Raw genomic sequence first — 24,402 nt, 5'->3', positions numbered from 1 at the left:
TGCTTTCCTTACGTAGCCTTCAGAGCATTGGTCATCGCCAGAGCCACTGTTGCCCATTGTTCGGTTTCTACTTCAAGCTGGAGTTTCCCCGCTTTGGTGAACCGGTAATACTTCGCGCGACGGTTGTTCTCCGACTCGCCCCAGAACGAACTCAACCAGCCTGCTTCTTCCATGCGATGAAGTGCGGGGAAAAGTGAGCCCGGTTTGACGAGAAATGTGCCTCGGGTGATTTGTTCGATACGACGCGATATACCCAGGCCATGCAGTTCTCCGGGACCAAGCGCCTCCAAAACCAATAAGTCAAGCGTGCCTTGCAGCAGGTTTGCCTGTTTGGGACTCATCTATTCTTCCTATCGATTGACGATATGAGTATTGATGTTCGTCATATTGAATGTCAATAGGAGAAAGAGTCACCCGAGGGATCGTGCTCTTCTTACAAATGGCGAGGCCGACGAATGCTTGGACAGTGCAGCGCTCTTGTGTGCTTATTTCCATTCATAACAGCTCCTGCTCTTCTCGACACTTATTATCCTCGATTCAGCCACGCTGTCGGAATTGCTGCGAGCTTGCTTGGCCTCATTATCCACATAATCTGATCAATGCCTTGTGCTGAAGCATCGATCGTCGCAAGTGCGACGGGAATGCCATCGCGCGTCAAAAGAACAGAAGCCTGTCCGTTTGTTTCAATCCACCTAAGCGTTATGCCCGCCCAGAAATGTAAAGCAAAAGCGGCAATGAACTTTGCTACGCGTTCGCGACCAGAGACCGGGGCCCGGGCTGCCGTTCGTACAATACCTCCGCCATCTGAATAAGAGACAACATCCGCAGCCAAGAAGCTTTCAAGAGCAGCTAAATCTCCCTTTTGGGCAGCATCGATAAAGGCCTCCAGAAGGCGACGCTGTTCGTCAGAATTGGCAGGTGTACGCCTCCCGTTTGCAATATGTTTACGCGCCCGGGAAACCAGCTGCCTGGCGTTTGCTTCCTCTATCTGCAAAATATCTGCGATTTCGCGATGAGAGTAATCGAATGCCTCTCGCAGAACATATGCGGCGCGTTCTGCAGGAGTCAGTTTCTCAAGAAGTAGGAGGACTGCAAGCCCCAATGCTTCACTGCGCTCCGCCCCTAATGAGGGATCGCTGGTTGTATCCACTGGCTCGGGAAGCCAGGGGCCTACGTAGGTTTCTCGCCGAGATTGGGCGCTCTGCGCGTAATTGATACACATTCGTGTCGTTATCGTAGCCAGGAAAGCAGGCGGATTTTCTACGGCACTACGATCGGTAGATTGCCAACGCAACCAAACATCTTGAACTATATCTTCAGCCTCAGCCGCACTTCCGAGCATGCGGTATGCAATGCCGAATAAGCGCGGACGCACTTTGTCAAAGGCCAGGAGACCATCGCTGTGTTCGTTAGTATCTGTATTATGTGGAGCGGTTTCCGATATTTGTTCTTCTGCCATTGCGATGGATATAGTCTATCGGTCATGGTTGTTTGAATGAAACCCATCGTGAACAAATCGCATACTCAGAAGTGTTATTCCGTTGTTCATCGGAACTTTCATTTTGTGGAGAAGGCGGATAGTACAATTCAAAATTCATGCGCAGCTCTTCCTCTGTCCATCAAGCCATGGTCGGTGCGCAAGCGTCGGGATCAATCTCAAAAGGCGATTCAGACGTACTTAGAGGGGAATACTGCCATACGTGTTGCATGTCTCGGCTATTATTATCACTTTGTTTCCGCTTGGATCGCCCATGTCATTTGGGTAATGGCGGTATTAACCTTCCGGATCGCCGAACCGAAAGCTTCTTAGCAATTAGCAGAAAGGCTTAAGGATGAAGAAAATTCTCTTGCAAACGACGATTCCATATATACAAGACGACTGGTCGATCGAACGGTTCTCCACACTCGCCGAGATCCTTTCAGCCTATTCGGACGATCATGGCAATCGCAAGTTCGAAGTTGCTAGTAGGAATCGCGATAACCCGGGCAATGTCGACGACAGTGTCCTAAAAAGGCTGGACGAAACCGATTTTGATCAATTGTGGCTATTTGGAGTCGATGTTGGCGGGGGTATAACCCCAAGGGAGTGCGAGGCTATCGCCCGATTTCGCGCACGAGGCGGAGGACTGTTGACATCTCGCGATCATCAGGATTTAGGACTGTCTCTCTGCTCACTTGGAGGCATCGGCGATGCTCATCATTTCCATAGCCGGAATCTTGAGTTGGATCCCACACGCTTGGTCGTGGATGACACTGAAACACCTTCGATCTCTTACCCCAATTACCACTCTGGCAAGAATGGCGATTATCAGCATGTCACCGTGACCGAACCCATCCATCCCGTGATGCGAAGTGACCTAAATAGGTCCGGCAGAATTGAACTGCTTCCTTCCCATCCTCATGAAGGTACGAATTCGATTCCCAGCAGCGTCAAGTCCGGTCGCGTAATTGCAACCGGCACAAGGATTCTCACGGGGCGCATATTCAACCTGGTGCTGGCGTTCGAGAGGGACGGGGAACAAGGGCGCGCGATTGTCGATTCCAGTTTTCATCACTTTCTTGATTTCAATCTGGATCCCGACAAGGGATGCCCATCCTTTGTCACTGAACCTGTGGGAAGTGGACTAAAGAACAACCCTCAAGCCCGGGCCGATACAGAGACCTACTTCCTCAATTTAGCAGAATGGCTCAGTTGAACCGGGGAGATCCCACCTGCAATCGTTTGAATTACCTGCGGTTTATCTTCCGCCGTCCTTGCCTGCGAAATTTTCGGTTGAGTGATTGAGCAGAATTTTGTTCCACACAATGTCACAAACAGCGGGGGTGTCTGGTCATAGCGAGTACAGAAGATCGATAGTTTAGACCAGGTTCGAAAGGGAGAATTATGAAAATCGTAGTGATCGGCGGTACCGGCCTCATTGGGTCAAAGCTTATCAACAAACTTCGCGACAAGCGGCACGACGCCGTACCAGCGTCGCCCAATTCTGGAGTCAACACTCTCACTTGCGAGGGACTCGCCGAGGTATTGAAGGGAGCTTCCGTTGTTGTAGATGTGTCGAACTCCCCCTCGTTCGAAGAAGTTGCAGCACTAAACTTCTTTACTACTGCGACGAATAATCTAATTCAGTATGAGCTGGCTGCTGGCGTGCGACACCACGTCGCGTTGTCTGTCGTTGGAACTGATCGTCTCGCCAAGCCAAGACCGTCGGACAGAGAAAAGACGATTCGCGGATACTTCAGGGCGAAGCTGGCACAGGAGAAGCTGATTAAGGAATCTCAGATTCCATTTTCGATTGTGCACGCGACTCAGTTCTTCGAATTTGTCAAAAGTATCGCAGATGTTTCGAGCGACGGTTCGACTGTTCGATTGGCACCAGTGCTCATCCAGCCCATGGCGGCTGATGATGTCGCCGCAACGGTTGGAGAGGTTGCAGTTGGTGCACCTGTGAATGGAACCGTTGAAACAGGTGGGCCGGAACAGTTCCGCCTCGATGAATTCGTCCGACAAGGCCTTCGTGCTTACAACGATCCACGCAACGTAGTTGCGGACTCTGGAGTCGGCTATTTCGGCGTTGAAGTCGACGAACGCACTCTAGTCCCCGGAGAAGACGCCCGGCTTGGCGAAATCCGTTTCGAAACCTGGCTAACACAATCCGTAAAGTCGACGACAGGCGCGGTAAGCGCATCCCGCTAGAGGCAGAAGTCGAGTCGGTCTCAACTCGGCTTCAAGCCTCAGTAAACAATTACGAAGATTGGAGCAGCGACCCGGTCGCCACGTTTCCACCTGCGGTGTTTGGGACACAATACGATTTTGTCGAAGGTCAGAGTAGATTCTTTAATCCCAAGGCCGCACGATACGGTGCATACTGATCCAAACCCAAACGTTGTCTTAAGCGGCTCATCCTGGAGTTTTACGCATTAAAATGAAGTTACAATCCTCGAATCTGGCAATAGAAGAGTTTTGCGCTCATCGCCTTAAAAGAGAATGGTCATTCTTTCACACTGTTGGTTACTGTAAGCAACTTTCGCGTGAGTGCGAAAAATCTGTTTGTACTGTTCAAAAATAAAACGCAACTGAATGCTTCAAAATCTTCCTCCACAATGTTGACACTCATTCCGAGCTCAAACTAAAACCTTTCCGAAAGCAGCGCAAGTTTGTCAACGATTGAGGGGAACATAAACGATGGCAATGAAGCCAAGCATCAGTATCGTGGTTCTTATCGTATTGCTCTCCATGGTTTCGCCTGGATGCTTTGGGCAATACACCACGGAATGGGTAGGCAATACTTTTGGCAGTAACGCGGCTCATGTGGGCAATGCCGCCCGAGCCATGTGGGTAGCCCCTGAAGGTGTGATCTATACGGCTTCGATGTGGGATGAGAACGCAGGTGGAGTTGCCATCTATCAAAACGGGCAAAGCATAGGTTCTATAGGCGCGCACAACGAATTCCAGGGCGACGCGATCAGCGGTAATGCTACTTATCTCTTCGCCGCCCTGCAGTACAACACTTCTTACGGGGGAAGTGGATGTGTCGGACGATATAACCGATCCACTCACACGCGGGATCTGGTTATTCCGGTTAGCGCTACTACGACCGAGAAGAAGGCCGATGTCATCACCGGCCTGGGGGTCTTCGGAACGTTGCTCTATGTAAGCGATTATCCAGGCAATCGTTTACGGGTTTTCACGACTAGCGGTGTTTGGCAGCAAGATATCAGTGTCTCTGGTCCTGGAGCTTTGGCGGTCGATGGTGCAGGCAATGTCTGGGTAGCGCAAATGACCAAGGGCACTGTCCTCGGGTTTACCCCGGCAGGAGCACCATTAGGGACAATCCAGATGGGGGATACCGCTCGTCCATCTGCGTTGTACTTCGATGCGGCTAATGGGCAACTCCTGGTCGGCGATCAGGGGCCTGACATGAATATCAAGATTTACAGTGTCGGGAGTAATCCGAGTTTGGTCGGCACGTTTGGAGTTCAGGGCGGTTATCTTAACGGCGCCACGGGAATACGAGGCCAAGTTGGTGCAAAGCGATTCACTCGCGTCGTTGGAATTGGAAAGGATTCGTCAGGAAATCTTTATGTTCTCAACAATCCATGGGGCGGAAGCTGGGATCTAGGAAGAAATGGCAACACCGATGTTCATTGTTACGATTCTTCCGGCACTTTGAAATGGACTCTTCAAGCTCTCAATTTCGAAGCGGTGGCTGCACCTGATTCGGGGAGCGATGGAGAGTATTTCTACAGTGGGAACAACATCTATACCGGGTCCGGTGGAGGAGGTTTTGTCGCCAACACAATTGATCCCATTACCTTTCCCTCTGATCCTCGGATTAACCTCAGCGATCCCTCGCGGGGCGAACATTTTGGTCAGCTGGCCACAATCGGATCGAATCGGATCCTTGCTGCGGGTGGCCAAAATCCGGATATTTTCTATATGTTCTATTTCAATTCGGCGAATGGATATATTGCTACACCAAGCGCCACCTTGCCGGGAGCGACCTTTGGAACTACCGCGAGAGTACGAAATGGATTCTGTCTGGATTCGCATGGCGATGTATGGGCTGGTTTGGATAAGACAAATGCGATTTGGCACTATCCTTTAACAGGATTTAGCAGCAGTGGCCAGCCGATATGGGGAAGCGGTATTTCAACTCCCACCCCTAGTACTATCGCTCCGCTGACCCGTATTATTTACCTCCCTGAGACCGATACAATGATTCTGGCGCAAGGGATTGTGGGCAGCACCGACTGGAGTTCGATTGGAACAAGGATCGAGGTATACCATGGATGGCGAGCAGGCAACACTACGGCGCCCAATCCCGTAATTACCTTGAGCAGCACTAATCCGAAGGCAATTACAGCTGCGGGCAACTATCTCTTTGTCGGCTATGTGCATACGGTTCCCAACATCGATGTCTTCAATCTTACAACCGGCGTACTCGATATAACCTTTACGAATAGCAACCCGGATACGGTGTATGTGGGAAACGATGTAGACTCGATGTATGGCATTCGTGCTTATCTGCGGTCGAATGGCGAATATATTGTAACCAAGGATAATTACAACGGAACGAGCCTGATTATTTATAGATGGACCCCACCAGCGCCTGCCTCACTTAACTCTGCAAAATAGCTGATGCCCTCGAGTACTGAATAGGTGGCCGTACGTAATATTAGCTCTACATACGGCCATCTGTTGGTCGCTCCTTTGCTTCATCGGCCCAAGGTCAATGTGGTGCTGAGTGGCAGGTCTACAGAAGAAGATCCCACCTCGAACAGATACATTCCCGGGAGACGATGCCATCCATTATCTTCCGTTGAAAAGATTAAGAGGTAGAGAGGAGTAACAGGCACTTCGATGTGTTGGCTCTCTCCCGGGGCAAGAGTGACACGTTTCCAGCCGATTAGTTTCCGAAAGGGCTCTTCTGAGGCAGAAGGCAGAGTCACATAAACTTGAGCGATCTCGTCTCCTGGTTTAGAACCTTCGTTCCGAAGCTCAAAGCTAACCGATTTTGCATCGGAAGATACCTGAAGGTTCGAGTAGTGGAAACGGGTATACGAGAGTCCGAAGCCGAAGGGGAATAGAGGTGTCTTGCTCTTTACCTGGAACCAACGATATCCGGGTGTCAATCCTTCTATGTTGTAGTCGACCACAGGGGCATCAGATTGAGCTGCACCCTTTGGATTACTTTCACTCGTTTCTTTCTTGTCATTTGCCATGCCTGGAATCTGTGGATGCGGAAGGTCGGATTCCGTAGCCGCAAAGGTGACAGGAAGCTTCCCGGATGGATTAACACGGCCAAACAGGATATTCGCAATTGCCTGGCCGCCGCCGATACCCGGATACCATGCTTCCAGTATGCCTTTCACCTGATTCGCCCAAGGCATCTTAACTGGGCCACCGGTCTCGAGAACGACAATGACATTAGGATTGGCCTTAGCAACTGCGGTAATCAGGGCATCCTGGCGACCGGGGAGGTCCAGGTTGGCGGCATCGTGACCCTCGGCCATCCATTGCTCTGCGAAAACAACGACCACCTGGGCGCCTGCTGCTGCCTTTGCTGCTCTGGCTATATCTGTTCCATTGTCATAGGTAATTGTTGCGTTTCGTGAGGCTGCCTCAAGCAGATATCGCAATGGAGACGAGGGGAAATAGACTGGAGTATCGTTCCATGGTGGAGCTCCGCGAGCAGGATCGGCAGCATTCCCTCCCGGAGGGTCGACTTGTGCCGAGCCACCGCCGGAGAGAACTCCAACATCTGCATGTCCGCCGATTACAGCGATGCTGCGAATATTGTTTGGATCGAGTGGAAGGATGCCGCCGATATTTTGAAGGAGAACAATACCTCTCTCTTCAATTTTCTGTGCATCGTCACGTCCACGGAAGGGATCGACTACGCGGCGAAGGGGTGGATCGTCGACAACCCCGGTGGCAAACATGCTACGGACAACACGATGAACCATATCGTCCAGCCGGCTCTTCGGGACTTGTCCGTGGAGGACAGCTTCTTTTAATGGAGCTCCGAAGTATCTGCCGCCCGCCTGTTCCTGGTCTAGACCTGCGAGAGCTGCTTTGACTGCGCTGTGTGTGCCTCCCCAATCCGACATAACCCAGCCCTTAAATCCGAAGTCATGCTTGAGGACCTTGTTGAGGGTATAGTCATTCTCGCAGGCATAGTCGCCATTCACGCGATTGTAAGAACACATGATCCCCGCCGGTTGAGCGATATCGATGGCAATTTGAAAGGCCAGGAGATCTGTTTCGCGCAGAGCTCGAGGATTGAGGCTTGCATTCAGCGTATCCCTGTCCGTTTCCTGATCGTTCAGCACAAAATGCTTAAGATCTCCCATGACGTGATTGGACTGGAGCCCGCGTACCAACTCTCCGACCATTATTCCGGAGAGGATAGGGTCCTCACTGGAGTACTCGAAATTCCGGCCATTGCGTGGCTCGCGAATCAAGTTGACACCTCCGCCAATCGACATGTTGTAGCCCTGATCTCGTAATTCGCGACCGATAACGGAGCCGTACAAATAAGCTGCCTCCATGTCCCAACTGGCGGACATTCCAAGGACAGAGGGAAGCAGGGTAGAGTAGCGGCTTTGCAACGAGCCCATACGTATTCCGACAGCGGAATCGGCGAGATTGATGGCTGGAAGACGTAAGCGGGGAATCCCTGGTACATAGCCTGCGCCTAGGTTGTGGTCGGCAGGAAGGGACACGCCCGAGAGGACGTAACCTACGCCGCCTGCGCCATGAACAAGCTGGATCTTTTCGTCTAGGGTCATCTGCTGGATCACGAGATTCGCGCGGGTATCCGCATCGAGAGATCGATTCATCCATGGGTATTGTTGGGTATCAGTGTTGGCGACAAGATTGGTTTCGGCCTTTCCGTTCTGATGGCAAAGACCGATTCCAACAAGCACAACCAGAGCCAAGCTGGCAGCTCTCATGCATTTTCCTCTTAAAGACGTAGTGGGGGCTTGTTTCAAAGCTATCGGTTATCCCGATAGCCGATGCTTTAATGCGCTTCCGCAAATTGCATAGAGACAATTTTCTCTAGCAATGCATCTCGATTACAGTTGCTATATCTGTGGGAGCGCAAGAAGAGAAGCATTTCTTCGAGAGTTGGAAGGGCGTCCCATCCTCTGCGTTTTCCTCTGCCCGCAAATGCCTTGATAGCTGCTGCGGCCGATGCGAAGGTTAGAGCTTCAAGAGGAGAGAAGTCCCTGGCTGTAGCAAGGGCGAAAGCTCCATGGAACGTATCTCCACAGCCGTTCGTGTCGAAGGACTCAACCTGAAATGCCGGAATATGAGTGACTGTATTTTCCTGTCCGATGCAGCAATAACAGCCCTTCGTTCCTGCTGTGACAACGGTAGTGAGCCTCTTGGTCTGTGCGAGACGAGCGCAAGCTTCGGCAGGTTGATTGGAAGAGCTTGCCCATAAAGCAAACTCCTCGGGAACGATTAGATGGTCCGCCAACTCTGCCATACTGCGCGCTGCTTCTGTGCAGCCTTCGATGTCGCCCAGAGTCGGTACATGCAGGTCTCGTAGCTTTTGTGCCACGTCGAGTAGTGCCGGATCTGCTACATGGTCGAGAAGAATCAATTCGGTAGAGAGGATGAGATCCTCCGGAAGTTGCATGGCCGTCACAGGTCTGTACTTCGAGGCATCATAGAAGACGTTCCTGTTCCCAGAAGAGTCAACGACAATAGAGCTGTGGTAAGGTGCGGCCTGCGAATCACGGATGATATGGCTTACATCGACACCACGCCTGTGAAGATTTGTTTCAATATAATGGGAGAGTTCATCCTTTCCGAAGCACGCAAGATAGGCTGCGCGTCCACGCAATGTCCCGACAGTAGCCATTGCGGTGCAGGCAGGACCTCCACCGTGCCGCTCTGTACTTCGAATAGGTACTTTGACATTTGACGGAGGATACTCCGAAACATAGAGTAAGTCGTCGACCGCTGCTACCCCGATTCCCACGACATCATAGAGCTTAGTCACATCGAATCCCCAAGAGCAGTGCCGCTATCCGGCATAGCTGACGTATGTGGTGGTAAGTTGTAAGTCCTGCTCGAGTGTCCGATGGGAGGGAACCCTTAATCGGGCCAGTTCCGAGTGATAGGACTTTACTGCCTCGGCGGGCAGCATTTCATCGTCAGCCACATGGCGCAGGTGCGCAACGAAGGAGAGCTGATGCTCGGCGGCGTTGATCTTTCGGCCAAATAGGGCCACGCGAGCGCCATGCTTCTTTGCGCTGTACAACAGATCGAAGGCGTCATGAGCTGTGCCGGCGGATCCACCCAATACACCAACCACCAACGACGGATCATAATTGCATATTTCTTCCAGTGCTGCTGGCCCGAAATAGGGAATCTTTAGAAAGAGCGGCCGCCCTGCTGAAGGAACTCCGGCAAGAAGACGCACAATGTGATCGTTCACGAATGCAGGAACCTGTGACATCGAGAGCCGATGCCGCTCGGGGGATACATTTGGGCCAAAGACCTCAAGGAAGTAGTTGAACCCCTTCTCCTCAGCCTCGAGATGAAAGGCTTTATAAGCCTTCATTGTCTCCAGATCGTATTGAGGATCGTTGTTGAAAGTCACAGAGTACAAACCGAGATTTGCGCCTTTCCTGCGTTCCTCTTCAGAAGAATAGAGTTTGCCCTGCTGGATATGGTCGATGGTGGCCGATGCAAAGGGTCGTGACGGTGCCTGAGCATAATTCGATCCACGAATGATGTGCACATCGGTTGTATCGTTGGCTCTGGCGGCGGGGGTCACGGAAGAATGATCGAAGATCCGTTCCTGGATGGTGAGGATCTCCGAAGTACTGGCCGACATCAGCAGGATGTCGACCAGTCCCTGGGAGACGATTTCGCGGATCTGATCTCGGTATTCCGGGAGAGAACGAAGCCGACCTTGGCAGTCTCTTCCTGGACTGGCAATACCAAAGGCCATGTCTGCGTCTTTGGCGTCAGCGAGGATGAAGTCTTTGCCATGGGGCTCTTTTCGTAGATGGTCCAGCTTAATTTGAAGCGACTTTTGCATAGCTCTTCTGTCGTTATCTTGGTTATCTGCGACGCCGATTTTGCTTATTTAGGAGTTGGGTATTCGGTACAAAGGAGTCGAAATGGAGGTTCATCTTCTTGAATCTCGGGATAACGAGGCAAGGGTTGATAGAAATAGTTGTCTCCCTTGTCTTCATTTACTGACGACACCTCTCCTATCAAGGCTGGAGCATCCACCGCATAAAAAGAGTGGTAGAGTCGGGGCGTAAGTGTAATCGATTCTCCCGGAGCGAGAAGAATGATTCCTCCCGCCTCTGCCCTTCGTTCTATGCCGTCACAAAACACGGAAACCGGTGTGTCGTCCGGCTCGTTCGTTTCAGTGGAATTGTATAGCTGAACGGCAAGATTGCCAGCCCCGGAATTTCCCCGGTTGATGATGTCCTCCGTCTTGCGATGATGAAAGTGAAGAGGCGTTACCTGCCCTTGACGTACGTACATGATCTTTTCGGCATAGGGCTTTTGGGGTTTGTCTTGATCGAATCCGCCATTGCGCAGGGTGAAGAGCGTCAAGCCAAGAGATTCAAAGTCTCCTGAGTTGAAATCGGTCACATCCCATCCAAGCATGCGCTCTCGTATTTCATTGGCCTGAGGTCCTACAGACTGCCATTTTTCGCGGGTCCAGTGAGCAAAAGGAGGCAATGCGAAGTGATGTTTCTCGAAGAACTCAATTGCCTCAGCGATATACAGGTTAATCTCGGATCGTTTCACGGTTCCTTCCGTTTCCAGGTTTGCTCCTGAAACCAAGTGCAGGGTAAATACCGGGAATGGAAGAAGCCATCGGGAAGATCGTCATAGAGTTCTGTTTTATTCTGCAAAATGAAATTGCCGAAAATTAGATCCCGAAAGGACCGTTTCCTTCGAATTTTCCAGTGTTCTGCCCGAAGTGAACTTGCAGACCCGGTGATAGACTGTTTCGTCGTATGGAACAAGCTACCAATTCGAGACCGGAAAGATATCCCGCGCGCAAACGCTCTTACACCGTTCAGGCCGTTGTTCGAGCTGTGGCTGTCTTGAACGCCTTCTCCTCTACCTCAGAAGTTCTTGATCTCAAGGTAGTGGCGGACAGAGTTGGGTTCAATAAAGGCACTACCTTCCGGCTATTGGAAACGCTTGTTGAGACGGGGCTACTCGAGCGGGCCGGCAAGCAGGGATACCGATCTCAGATTCAAACGACGCGAGCGAAGCGTTTTCGCATCGGCTATGCTTCGCAGAGCCATCTTCTGCCATTTACAGCAGCGGTTTCGGATGGACTGATTACCGCCGCCGCCGCCAACAACATCGAACTGGTTATTCTTAACAACAAATTTAGCGCCAAGACATCTCTACAAAATGCGGAGCGGTTCGTCTCTGAAAATGTCGATCTGGTGATCGACTCGCAGATTAATGTCAATGTAGCTGCACAGATCGCCGCGAGATTTTCTGATGCACGCATCCCATATATAGCCATTGACATCCCCCATCCTGGCGCTACGTACTTCGGAGCTGACAATTACAAGGCCGGCCGAATGGCAGGAAGATATCTTGCCCGCTGGACAATGAAAAACTGGAAGGGTACCGCCGAACAGCTGATTTTGCTGGGCGTAGATGCTGCCGGTCCTCTGCTGAATACACGTCTGAGTGGAATGGTTGATGGCATCGGCGAAATCATGCCAACGGCTCATGCGATTCCTCGCCAGCACTACGATACGAAAGGCGGACAGTTCGAAGCCGCACTAGACATCATGAGAAAGCATCTGCGCCGGCGTAAGCCTCAGCGTATTCTCGTTGGAGCGGTCAATGATACTACTGCCTTAGGAGCACTGCAGGCCTTTCGGGAGGCGGGATTCGAAAAGGAATGCGCCATTGCCGGTCAGGATGCAAGCCTTCCTGCAAGAGAAGAATTGAGGAGGCCCTCGACCCGGCTAGTGTGTTCCGTCGCCTATTTCCCGGAAACATATGGAGCTCGCCTGGTCCAGCTGGCCCTCGATATTTTGAACCATAGGCCTGTACCTCCCGCCATCTTTATTCAGCATGAATTGGTTACCCCCGAAAACGTCGACAAGGTATATCCGAACGATGCCTGGATGAAAGAGGGAGCGAAGCATCTTTCTTGATTTACCGTCGATTCGTCCTTTGAAATTTTGAAAAAGGGCTGTTTCATCGTTCTTCTTGTCGTCAATTTTTATTTTGCACAGTAAAACAAAATTGAGAAATTTGAAACCATAGAACCCGAATCGCGGACATTAACCAATTTCTAAAATCCGGAGAGACAGTCAGGGTGTCGAGGGTGGATCGCTTCGCCTGGGTTTAGGGTGCCAGCCAGTAGCTGCACTTCGTTATTGCCCAATGGATTCAATGCTATATTGAAGGCAGCTCGGCATCTCTTGCGACGATTTCCATTATGGGATACCTCCTGCCTTCTCAGCTCTCCTGAAGGGCCATTACCTAAAACTAACTCCCGGCGACAGTGAGTTCTCTAGAAAACCATCTTCGATTCCTCAAAAAAATACTCGCAAAAATAAAACGTTGCCCCTTTGCGGGAAAAATCCAAGAATCAAATTGACACTGCTCCACGGCACAAATTACAAACCGCCACGAGCTAATGAATAGCTTTCCGCTAGAGTTCCAACTAGCCGTAGAGAAATTGCAGGGAACGAGCTAGCTGCTGGAGAGAGGCACGATGGAGAACTCGGAAGCCTATGTGTGACTTGTTATTGCCCAGAACGGAAGCTTCAAAGGTCTCACTGGATTTTGAAGGGAAGGCCGCAATATGAGGAAAGTAGTAACGACGTTTTTGTGTTATTTCCAATCGAAAGGTAGCGATCGAGGACGTAGAAGCCGCAACTGGTTATCTGTTCTGATCGGAGTTTTCTTACTGGAGTTGATCTCTCTGGGAACTCTCCAGGCACAAACCGGACAAGGATCGATTACGGGCACAGTTACCGACCCGCAAGCCGCTACTGTACAAAATGCGGTTGTCGAGGTGGTTAATACGGAATCCGGTGTCCACCAGGTGACGAAGACGAATCAGGCAGGCATTTTCAGTGTGCTCTCGTTAAATCCCGGAAGATACGAGGTAGCAGTCACCAAGTCGGGCTTTGAGCGTGCGGTTACGAGCAATGTGATTGTAAACGCGGCCCAAACGGTGACAGTGAATGTCCCATTGTCCGTTGGCAAAGAAACAACATCCGTTACCATAACGGCTCAAGGAGTTCTTCTTTCTCCAGACACCTCAGATGTGACGACAACGGTAGATCACGCCATCGTCCAGAGTTTGCCATATCCGGAGCGTAGCTCTCTTGAAGCCACATTGCTGGTTCCAGGGGTCAATGGCGATCCTTTGCAGCCTGGAGGCGTATCAACGGAGAATCCTAGCGCCTACACGAGCTATGTCACTCCCGGGGCCAATATCAGTGTCGGAGGTTCCGCGCCTGGGCAAACGTCACTCATTGTAGATGGATCGGATGTTACCCAGGGAAGCTTTCCCCGCGCCGGCGTTAACCTCTCCGGAGACATCGTGCAGGAGGTTACAGCCGTAACTGGCGGCATCTCGGCGAAGTATGGAAGAACTGGCGGTGGCGTAATCGTTCAAACCAGCAGACCGGGAACAAATGAATATCATGGCGCGGTAAGCTGGCGGCATACAGATCCCGGTTTCAATGCATATCCGCTCGGCTCGGCATCCCGTTCCGCTCTTCGTCAGCATTATTATGGAGCTTACTTTGGCGGTCCGGTATGGATTCCCAAAGTCTATAACGGACATAGGAAGACCTTCTTCTTCGTTGGTGTCGAACCAGCCCGGATGTCAAATATCTATGCTTTCCGTGGTACTTTTTTTACTCCTGACGAACTTGCGGGCAATCTGAATAACTCCCTCGCGGTGATTGACACGAACGTCCTAAAGGCATCTGGGTATAGTGCCGCTATTGCGGCTGCGCGTCCTAAAGGGAACGGAGTTTATTATCAAGCACCAACAAATGCCAATGGTTTCCCCAATGGCCCGATATATAACAGCCCTAGTCTTTTTAAGCAGGTAACAGGCCCACTTTCCGACTGCGGATCTGCCTGGATCGCTGCGAACCCTTCTGCCACGGTATGTCCCAACGATGTAGGTCCTGAATTGAAGCAGAATTCTTTTGCTCAGTTCGTTCTTTCTCAAATGCCAAGTCCATCCAATCCAGGACCGTATGTCCATTTCTATCGGCCGGATGGGTCGTGGGATAACGACGGTACAAATGCAATTTACAACCGCGGAGTTCAGAACAAGGATAATCGTTACTCGATCCGTATCGACCACCAGATTAGCAACTCGGATCAGGTCTGGGGCCGCTATACCGATATTCCTGTAGAGGCGAACCGTTATTTTGCGTTGCCTACTTCCAATCCTCTGCAAATGGTTCCCACCGATGAATCCTATGCTAAAAATCTTGCGCTGGCATGGACGCATGTCTTCAACAGCCAGATTGTGAATAACTTCCATACTGCTTTTCTCAGAAACAGACAGATTCGAGTGGCTCCTGCGGCGACACAAGATTACGCAGCAAAATATGGTCTGACCGCAGCAGTAAATGGGAAAGGCTTTCCAAGCCTCGGCAACCTGACTCCGTCCGGATACACGGGGATTCAACCGGGAATAGCGAATGCTTCAATTCAGGTAGATCAGAATCTTATTGTTGGAAATGATGTGACCTGGATACTCGGCAGACATCTTTTCCAATTTGGAGTCGACATCCGCAGAATACAGTCGAACCAATATGATATGAGCGGTCTTACCGGCGGGAAATACGGATTCGCTCCCAATTCGGTTAATTCCGGATCGGGTAACGGAAGTGCTCTGGGCGCGTTTGTTTTGGGGAACATCAACTCCTTCAGCAATACTCCCGTCTCTGTTCCTGGATACTATCGTTGGCACTACTATGCTGGTTATATCCAGGACGACTGGAAGATTCGTAATAACCTGACACTCAACTTAGGGATGCGTTACGAGGTTGAAGAACCAAGAAGTGAGGCACGGAACAACCAGGGTGTCGTGTACACGGGCATTACCGGAAGCCTGAATGGGATATCAACAACAACGGCTTTCTGCTTTTCTGATGGATATAATCACCAGAAGAATCTGTGGCCGATCAATTGGCACGGTTTTGAGCCACGTATCGGCATCTCTTTTGCCCCGACGCCGCGTGCCACCTTGCGCGCTGCCTATACCCTTTCGCGTGCTCCGCTTACCGGGTATGAAAACACTCCTGATCCAAACTTCAACGTAGCCTCGGGAAGTATCGGTGGGCAAAATGGTGGAGTCACTCCGAACTCCACGTTGAATTACATAACTAATCCGGTAGGCCCCTTGACTTCGGCTTATACGAGCTTGAACGGAAATCGTGGTCCCATTAACTATTCAACGGGCTTAACTCTCTTTTATGTGAATCAGCGCAACAGCGTTCCATATACCCAGCAGTGGTCTTTGACCACTCAATACCAATTCGCATCGAGGACTCTGGTTCAAGTTACCTATCAAGGACTCAGAGGGATTCATCTGATCGGGCCTTTTGCCACTCCCTTGAATTCTCCCAATATGGGGCAGCTTGTGAGCCTCATTCAGGCTCATGCGAATTTTAATGGGCAGACGCCAAATCCTTACGGCATCACGCAGAACGGCGCAGTAATTAAAGAATCGCTATTGAATACACTCTTTCCGTATCAGAACTTCTTTAATCAGACGCTGGTTGAGCTGTATCCTCGCAACGGAACCTCTTCTTATCATGGTTTCTATGTAAGCGTAAATCAGCAATACAGCTCCGGACTCTCCTTGCTGGCGAACTATACCTGGTCGAAGAGCATGGACAACGTAGGAAGCACAAATACAACAGTCTTAGGCGGTTTTAGTGCCTCTCAACCGCAGAATCCCTTTGATTTGCGTTCGGAGTGGTCCGTTTCCGGTTATGACCAGCCCAGCCGGTTGAAAGCCGGATACGCATACAAGCTCCCAATTGGCAGAGGAAAAACATTGTTGGGTGCAAGCAGCCGGTTATTGGATCTTGTTGTCGGAGGCTGGTCTACTTCCGGGATCTTCACCATGCAATCCGGAGTTCCGAATACCATCACTCTCGGAAACCAGGGCTATTTTTATTCGAGTACCCCAAACGGTTTAAATGGATGTACGACCAAGACCGGATGCATCACCGCGGCTCTTCCAGCTGGCTATGTCCTGCGTCCGAATATTGTTCCAGGTGTACCTCTAATTAACAAGAACTGGAAGAAGGCTCCGTTTACCAAAACACCATATCTAAATGCAGCGGCATTTTCCATTCCAGGTTCGGTGGACAATCCGCAATTCGGAAATGCGCCCCGTACACTTGCGGGTGCACGCTCGCCTCGGGAAACGATGTTCGATGCGAATGTGAGCAAAGCAATTGCTTTAGGAGAATCAAGGAAGCTAAACATTACTGCCAATTTCCTGAATGCTCTCAATCACCCGGTCTACTACGGTGTGAATACCCGCACACTCTTTAACAACGCTGTCGCTACCTTCACTACGCCAGCGAGTTTTGGATTGCTGAACAGCGGCAATAGTGCAGGCATGTCCCGCATTATTCAGCTCGGTGCCAGATTTGACTTCTAGATAACCATGGTGAGCGATCCGTTATACACGGATCGCTCATCCAATACAGCATCAATTGCCTTACCAATACATAGAGGTTTTTCTCTAAACATCTTCTTTGCGCCTCGTCGTGCGCGCTGGAAGAGTTGACCTTGAAGTTTCAGGATACAAAGAAAGTAATCGGGTTGCATGCTAAGGCGGGATCTCTTTTCATTACCGGCAATTGCGATGGGTTGGGCAGTTCCGTCTCCTGCTAAAGGCGGAGTTCTTCCTCGCGTCTTTAACATCCTTGACTATGGTGCGCGCGCAGACGGACGGAGCAAAAATACCCAAGCCATTCAAAAAGCTATTGATGAAGCACATGGCAGTGGAGGTGGGCTGGTCTATCTGCCTCCTGGAACTTTTCTCTCTGGAGGCCTTGTTCTTCGCAGCCGAGTGACCTTCTATCTCGAAGCGGGGGCTACCCTGCTGGGAAGTTCCGACCTGAATGACTACAGCTGTCAGGCCGGTCCACCGCAAGAAGGCGATGCAAATGGGAGACATCTTCTCTTTGCACGTGATGCGGAGGACATTGCGATCATGGGTGGCGGAACGATCGATGGGCAAGGCCAGAAATTCTGGACGCCCACGCAGCGCACGATTCCGCCCGAAGACGAGATGTGGAAAGACGTGATTGCCTTCGACTGGAAGACCGCTACGCACAAGCGGCCCTCTCCGATGCTTGAATTTGTCGGTTGCAGAAATCTGCGTGTCGAAAATGTTTCAATAACCAACGCTGCGGGATGGACCCTCCGTCCAATTGCCTGTGAGTCGGTGTTTCTGCGCGGGCTTCGGATCAGGAATCCGATTTATGGACCAAATACCGATGGACTGGATATTACCGCCTGTAAAAATGTCTTTATCTCCGATTGCGATATCGCTTGTGGAGATGATGCGATATGTATTAAAAGCGAAAATCCCTACGGCGATATCCTGCCGACTAAGAATATTACGATTACAAACTGTGTTCTCACGACTTGCTGCAATGGATTCAAAATCGGAACCGCAACGCATGGAGCCTTTGAAAACATCGTTTTCAGCAATTCGGTTATATACAACGATCAGCCACAGATTAATCACCGAGTGATTGCCGGAATCGCAATCGAGATGGTCGATGGCGGATCGATCGATGGCGTCTCCGTCTCGAATATACGCATGCAGAATACTCGCACGCCAATCTTTATTCGCCTGGGACAACGGACTCCCGGACTCTCAAGCTTTCTAAAGAACATTCGCATTCAAGGCATCGATGCTTGTGGTTCACTGCTTACAAGCTCCATCTCTGGTCTTCCGGATTTGAAGCCACAAGATATCGCGCTCGAGAATATTCGTATTCGAACCATTGAAGAGGGAAAGGCTTCTTGGGCTAATCATGAAGTTCCGGAACTCGCAGCAAATTACCCAGAAGCTCGCATGTTTGGCCGCTTGCCCGCATACGGACTATACGTCCGCCATGCAGATAAGGTGCGGCTTCATAACATCGAATTCATTGCAGAGAAGACGGATGATCGTCCGGCGTTGTTCTGTGATGATGTGCAGGATTTGCATGTAGCGAGTTTGGAAGGAGCTTCCGCACCCCAGGCGGAGGCATTCATTTCCCTTCGCAACTCCCGTAGAGCCTTTATTCACGGCTCCAGATCCCCGAAAGACATTCAATCCTTCCTGCTTGTCAAAGGGGAGAAATCCGCAGAGATTACTTTGGGGATGAATGAATGTACGGGCATAACACCAAAAGTTAAGTATGCGGAGGGGGCAGTGAAGACCTCGGTGCTGGACATGGCAGGAGAAGGGCATTGAAAGCTTTGGTTCTTTACGGGGCGGAAGAAGGCTGGAATAGTGGTGAGAGTATGGGAAAATTCAGCTCGTCCTCTCACGGGAAAACACCTCTATCGAAGTATAGATATACGCATCTTTGGCTCGGCATCCTGATCTTATTTACACTTTCTGCCTTCGCTGAAACGCCTTATCAGTTAGTCGACCCACGTATAGGAACTGCTAATGAAGGTCAAACATACCCCGTCGTCGGCATGCCCTATGCTATGACGGGATGGACCCCGGAGACACGCCCAACCGAAGACAAATGTGTCTCTCCTTACTATTACGCAGATACAAAGATTACCGGTTTTCGTGGGAGTCACTGGCTTAGCGGAAGCTGCACTCAGGACTATGGGACGGTAACGCTCATGCCTACAGTCGGTCAACTAAACGTCTCTCCTGAATCGCGGGCATCAGGTTTCCGGCACGAGACGGAAACGATGACCCCGGCCTACTATTCGGTGCAGCTAGATCGATATTCGATCAAAGTGGAAATGACCGGTACAACACGAGCCGGTATTCTGCGCATTACCTTCCCTGAAGCAGAGAATGCCAATATCCTCATTGAACCGAATTCGAAACCTGGTGAAGGCTATGTAAAGGTTTTGACAGATCGTTCTGAGATTGTGGGCTATAACCCCGCACATCGTCTATATCAGGGAGCCGGACAGCCAGCAGGCTTCAACGGGTATTTTGTCGCCCGTTTTCAGCGGCCATTTGCTGGAGCTGGGACTTGGTGCGGCACAGAGACGCACAAGGGGCAGGAGGAGCAGAAGACCGGATGTAAGCGTCTAGGAGCCTTCGCAACTTTTTCTTCATTACCTAATCACCAGTTGCTGGTCAAGGTCGGTACCTCATTCACTAGTCTTGAAGAGGCAGAAAAGAATCTCGACGCGGAAGAAAGTGGCTGGGATTTCAATGCAATCCGACAAACGACTGAGGCCGTCTGGCAAAAAACGCTAGGTCAGATTGAGGTGCAGGGCGGCTCTCTTGATCAGCAGAAGACTTTCTATACGGCGCTTTTCCATACCATGCTTGCTCCTCGGATCGTGAGTGATGCTGACGGCACTTATAACGGATTCGCTCAGGAAGGCAAGCTTCATAATGCCGGCACCGGGAAAGCCTATTATGATGATTTTTCTTTGTGGGATAGCTTTCGAGCGCTCCATCCTCTGCTGACAATTCTTGATCCGGTCCGGGATGAGCAGATGATTCAGTCTCTCATCGATAAAGGAGAGCAGGGTGGTTTTCTGCCTATCTTTCCCAGTTGGAATAGCTATACCGCGGAGATGATCGGCGACCATGCAGTTCCCGTTATTGTGGACGCTTATGCAAAGGGTTTGCGGAAGTTCGATGTCGAGCAGGCTTATCGGCTCATTTTGCAGAGTGCGACCATAACACCTCCTCTAGTCGCCTATAAGGATGGGAAAGGGAGACGTGGACTGGAGTCGTATCTTCGCTATGGCTATATTCCGCTCGAGGACGAGGTCCTGGATGCCTTTCACCAAAGAGAGCAGGTTTCCAGAACATTGGAATATGCTTACGATGACGCTCTGGTTGCGGAGTTTGCCCAGGCTTTAGGCAAACATGCAGATGCTGAACGTATCCGCCCCAGATCGGAAAACTGGAAGAATGTCTTCGATACTTCGGTGGGCTTTGTACGTGGACGTCATCAAGATGGAAGCTGGTCTGCACCTTTTCAACCGGGAGAGAAGTACACCTATATAACCGAAGGTGTTCCCTGGCAGTACAGCTTCTTCGTTCCTCAGAATATTCCCGGTCTCATCGAAGCAATGGGTGGGAAGGAAGCATTCATCGCTAAGCTAGATGGGCTCTTTCAGGCCAAGCTTTACGATCAAGGGAATGAGCCCAGCCATCATATCGCCTACCTCTATGACTATGCCGGAGCCGCCTGGAAGACGCAGAGCCGCGTTCGCGAGGTGATGCAAAGCGTGTATCATACCGGGCCGGACGGACTACCCGGAAATGATGATGCCGGGCAGATGTCAGCCTGGTATGTGTTGAGCGCGATGGGCTTTTATCCGGTGTGTCCCGGAAAGCCGGTCTATGCACTGGGAAGTCCGCTCTTCTCGCAAATTGTGATTCACCAGCCGAATGGAAGGAACTTCACAATTCGTGCCCCCGAAACATCGAGTGAGAACAAATATATCCAATCGGCAGAGCTGAATGGCCATGCCTACCCGCACTATGAGATATCTCACAAGGACATTGTGAGCGGCGCAACAATCACTCTTCACCTTGGTTCAAAACCCAGTCCGACCGCATTACAAAACAAGTAGAAAGTAACTGTTTATGATCCGATTTGCGCTCCAGAAAAAGAACCGTATCGTTGTTTCCGCCCTTCGTAAGCATCGCAGCTCAGCTTTGTTGAAAAGGGTAGTATGGACATCTCTTCTCGTGGCGAGTTTATCGCCAGGGATTTCGGCTCAGATGGTAACAGGGGCAAAGATGCCTGGCTATGCAGAGACATTTGGCCTTACCCCGGAGAAGCAGGCCTCGGACTACACGGTACAGGAGATTGCCATTCAGGCGGGAAAAGAGACGATGGCAAATGTCTTACTGCCTGGGGAGAGCGCCAAGTTTACCCTCCGCTTTACCAATAAAACGACAGATGAGATCAAGGTTCGGGGCAAGCTCGATCTCATAAGCTATCGCACAAGTGTTCCGGTTGGAGAGGTGTGGGCACCGCATGTTTACAAAATTGCCGATGAGGGGAGCACTCCAATCGAAGTTGCCCTGCCGCCCTCCGGATCGCAGGAGATAACAGTAAGCCCGCAGGTTCAGGAGCGGTTCGGAGGCTACGCTCTGGTTGCAGATCTTCCAGGACACGGAAGGGCTTTTGCTGCCGCTCTTGTTCGTGCAATCAGCCCAGAGAATGGGCGTGTGCAGTATCCGACCTACGCGCTAGATGCAACCTGGCCGCAGTTTATGAACGAAGGTATCTTTGTTCTCTTCGACAAGTTGGGAATCAAAGGCATGCGTCTAGGTGCGTCCTACGCTCCTCAAGATGCACCCGAATACGCGAAGAACATGCAGGGCCTTGATCAGTACATGCAATGGGCTCAGCGGCATGATGTCACCGTAATGCTCACGCTCGATGGCAACAGTCCTGTCACCGAACCGCTTGGACGACCGCGTCCGTGGCTCTCCCCCGATGGCAAGATGCTCAAAACCAAATCGGATCAGTCCTGGATGCCAGCCTATGATGCCGATTTCCAGAAATGGGTACAGGGAGTTGCCTTACGCTACGGATGGCCTCATGGGAACGTCAATGCCATGGAGTTGTGGAACGAGCCGTGGGAGAGCATCTCGATCTCAGGATGGGGCGCCGATATTCCACGTTATCGTGAGATCTATACCCATATGGCGTTGGGAATAGAGGAAGCCAGGCAACAAGCTGGAGTAAAAGTTCTGATTGGTGGCACCTGTTCTTCCTCCAATGCGCGCGACAAACTCTTTCCCGATGGATCGAATGAGTTTCTAAAATGGCTGGATTTTGTGAGTGTGCATTACCAGTCTCTTGCAGCCGATCCCACCGAGGTCCCGGAATGGATTCATCGCCAGAGCCCCTATGGTCCGGTACGTGCCTGGGATACGGAAAGCTGGATTGCAAACTCTGAAGACCGCGTAGCAGGGGTGATTGCCTCGATGCGTGCACAAGGTTTGAGCAGAACTGCCGGGGTATATGGCGGAAACGTTTATGACAGTCAAAATATCAAACTGGGAGATCAGGTCTACCCTGTCGTACAAGCCTGGGCTCCCGCTGCGGCAGTAGCTGCGACGCAGAAGTTTATCGGACAGCGGCTGTTCCGCCAGTTACTCTTTCAAAATGGCTTGCCTTGGATTTTCGTTTTCGATGGTCGGAATCAAGAAAAGCTCAGCACCTCAACGAAAGAGGATGGGACGGTAGTTGTTCTTGGGGATTTGAAACAGCTCTATGATCCAAACCGAACTGTCTTTCGCTCGATTCAGGTTGCCACTGATGCTCATCTGACGGTTGCGAACCCCGACCATTCGATTCAGCTCTTTGACTTCTATGGCAACAAAATCGAGAGTAGGGACAAGACAATTCATGTTCCTTTGAATGGATTGGGCTACTTTCTGCGTGGTGATGGAAAGGCTGGATCTTTTGAAAAGCTTATATCCGCACTCAAGTCAGCGCACATCGAGGGCTATACCCCAACCGAGATCGTGGTTCATGACATGCTCACTCCCGTCGGCCAACACCCGGCTGTGCGGCTCACTCTTACTAATGTTTTAAATCGCCGGATCAGCGGTCGAATGAGCGTTGCTATATCTGGACTCAAGCTTGTTCCCGAGAACAAGACCGTAACATTAGAGGCTGATCAGACTCAGGATGTGGAGTTCACCGTTGCGGAAGGCAAACCGACTTCGAGCAATGTCTATGAGCTCTCTGCAAGCTTCGATGCCGGAGCCGATGGGCGGGCGAGCCATAAAGAAGAGATTCATGTTAATCAGTTTGCCCATCGTACGATTCACGTTGATGGCGATCTCTCCGATTGGAGTGAAATATTGCCTCAGGTACTGCCCGGCTCCGGCATTGGCGCCAACATGACAGAAGAAGCGTGGCTTCCTTTCAAAGATTTCACTCAGGAGGCATCAAGCGGGTTTGCTACCGCCTATGGTGCCTATGACGAGAAGAATTTTTACTTTGCCGCGAAGATCGCTGATTCCACTCCCGACCCTGGTATGCTCCGTTTCGAGAAGAGAGACGATGATTCCTATCTTTATCCCGATCTGGTAACAGATCCGGAAGGGAAGACGCTAACCTGGCCTGCCGGTGTTCGCCACTATTCTTACAGAAAACACTTCGATGTTCCTTCCGGAAGTGGAGAACACGACAATGTACAGATCGCTTTCAATGTATTGGACAAAAAGCCCTGGCTACCCAATCCTCCGGGAGTTATGCCACGGTTCATCACTTATTGGGATACCGATTACGAATATGCGTTGAACCCGGTGGCTGAGCAATACGGAGGAGGCACTGAGGTCTGGCGTCTGCAATCTCCAGGGATGCCGCGAAAGCACTTTTTCCCTCGCCAGCCGAAATCGCCAATCGACGGAGGTCCAGTTCGAGACGCGAAGCTGGTCATCCATCGTGAGGGAAATACCAGGATCCTGGAAGCGGCAATTCCCTGGAGCGAGATGCCCGAGGTATATCAACGGATTCTTGCCGGAAAGCCGGTTAAATTCACCTGCAGGGTAAATGACAACAAAGGTCCGGCGCATGAACTCGCCACAGACCGTAGCGTTTCGATTACGAACTCGATTACCTTCCACGACGATTGGAAGACGCACTGGGCGAACGAACTCGAGTTCGGCGCAGAGAAATAAGGTTCAACAGTGG

General features: G+C 51.0%; 14 protein-coding genes. 8 read left to right on the top strand and 6 right to left on the bottom strand.

Annotated elements, in window-relative coordinates:
• Positions 1-8: 8 nt before the first annotated feature.
• Complete coding sequence (locus AC6I7T_RS00730) at positions 9-341, bottom strand: PadR family transcriptional regulator (protein WP_497788285.1); 333 nt, start codon at positions 339-341, stop codon at positions 9-11.
• A 185-nt stretch (positions 342-526) separates the two neighbouring features.
• A complete protein-coding gene (locus AC6I7T_RS00725) occupies positions 527-1,459 on the bottom strand; it encodes an RNA polymerase sigma-70 factor (RefSeq protein ID WP_497788284.1) in 933 nt (310 codons plus the stop codon).
• A gap of 373 nt (positions 1,460-1,832) precedes the next feature.
• Here AC6I7T_RS00725 and AC6I7T_RS00720 point away from each other — a divergent pair, with 373 nt between their 5' ends.
• The 3 genes from AC6I7T_RS00720 to AC6I7T_RS00710 all read left to right on the top strand — a co-directional run bounded on the left by AC6I7T_RS00720 (position 1,833) and on the right by AC6I7T_RS00710 (position 6,136).
• Entirely contained in the window at positions 1,833-2,696 is an 864-nt protein-coding gene (locus AC6I7T_RS00720) for a hypothetical protein (protein WP_497788283.1), read from the top strand.
• 188 nt (positions 2,697-2,884) lie between these two features.
• Entirely contained in the window at positions 2,885-3,694 is an 810-nt protein-coding gene (locus tag AC6I7T_RS00715; RefSeq protein ID WP_497788281.1) for an SDR family oxidoreductase, read from the top strand.
• A 495-nt stretch (positions 3,695-4,189) separates the two neighbouring features.
• Positions 4,190-6,136: an NHL repeat-containing protein gene (locus tag AC6I7T_RS00710; RefSeq protein WP_497788330.1), complete on the top strand. Its 1,947-nt coding sequence runs from the start codon at positions 4,190-4,192 to the stop codon at positions 6,134-6,136.
• An 80-nt stretch (positions 6,137-6,216) separates the two neighbouring features.
• Here AC6I7T_RS00710 and AC6I7T_RS00705 read toward each other — a convergent pair whose 3' ends face one another.
• The 4 genes from AC6I7T_RS00705 to AC6I7T_RS00690 all read right to left on the bottom strand — a co-directional run bounded on the left by AC6I7T_RS00705 (position 6,217) and on the right by AC6I7T_RS00690 (position 11,290).
• Positions 6,217-8,457, bottom strand: coding sequence for a beta-glucosidase family protein (locus tag AC6I7T_RS00705; RefSeq protein WP_497788280.1), 2,241 nt, complete (start codon positions 8,455-8,457; stop codon positions 6,217-6,219).
• Between the two features lie 68 nt (positions 8,458-8,525).
• Positions 8,526-9,515 carry a PfkB family carbohydrate kinase gene (locus tag AC6I7T_RS00700; protein ID WP_497788278.1) on the bottom strand — a complete coding sequence of 330 codons (990 nt, stop codon included), beginning with the start codon at positions 9,513-9,515 and terminating at the stop codon, positions 8,526-8,528.
• A 24-nt stretch (positions 9,516-9,539) separates the two neighbouring features.
• Positions 9,540-10,562 carry a hypothetical protein gene (locus AC6I7T_RS00695; protein ID WP_497788277.1) on the bottom strand — a complete coding sequence of 341 codons (1,023 nt, stop codon included), beginning with the start codon at positions 10,560-10,562 and terminating at the stop codon, positions 9,540-9,542.
• A 44-nt stretch (positions 10,563-10,606) separates the two neighbouring features.
• A complete protein-coding gene (locus tag AC6I7T_RS00690; RefSeq protein WP_497788275.1) occupies positions 10,607-11,290 on the bottom strand; it encodes a D-lyxose/D-mannose family sugar isomerase in 684 nt (227 codons plus the stop codon).
• 212 nt (positions 11,291-11,502) lie between these two features.
• Here AC6I7T_RS00690 and AC6I7T_RS00685 point away from each other — a divergent pair, with 212 nt between their 5' ends.
• From AC6I7T_RS00685 to AC6I7T_RS00665, 5 genes are all read left to right on the top strand, one after another.
• Positions 11,503-12,675: a substrate-binding domain-containing protein gene (locus AC6I7T_RS00685; protein WP_497788274.1), complete on the top strand. Its 1,173-nt coding sequence runs from the start codon at positions 11,503-11,505 to the stop codon at positions 12,673-12,675.
• Positions 12,676-13,331: 656 nt separating this feature from the next.
• Complete coding sequence (locus tag AC6I7T_RS00680) at positions 13,332-17,180, top strand: carboxypeptidase-like regulatory domain-containing protein (protein WP_497788272.1); 3,849 nt, start codon at positions 13,332-13,334, stop codon at positions 17,178-17,180.
• A 168-nt stretch (positions 17,181-17,348) separates the two neighbouring features.
• Entirely contained in the window at positions 17,349-18,995 is a 1,647-nt protein-coding gene (locus AC6I7T_RS00675; RefSeq protein WP_497788271.1) for a glycoside hydrolase family 28 protein, read from the top strand.
• A complete protein-coding gene (locus tag AC6I7T_RS00670) occupies positions 18,992-21,313 on the top strand; it encodes a GH92 family glycosyl hydrolase (RefSeq protein ID WP_497788270.1) in 2,322 nt (773 codons plus the stop codon). Before AC6I7T_RS00675 ends, AC6I7T_RS00670 begins: the two co-directional genes overlap by 4 nt.
• Positions 21,314-21,431: 118 nt before the next feature.
• Entirely contained in the window at positions 21,432-24,389 is a 2,958-nt protein-coding gene (locus AC6I7T_RS00665; RefSeq protein ID WP_497788268.1) for a DOMON domain-containing protein, read from the top strand.
• The last annotated feature ends 13 nt before the right edge of the window (positions 24,390-24,402 follow it).

This window comes from Humiphilus diazotrophicus, from assembly GCF_059726315.1.
This window is presented reverse-complemented; position numbering and strand designations above follow the sequence as displayed.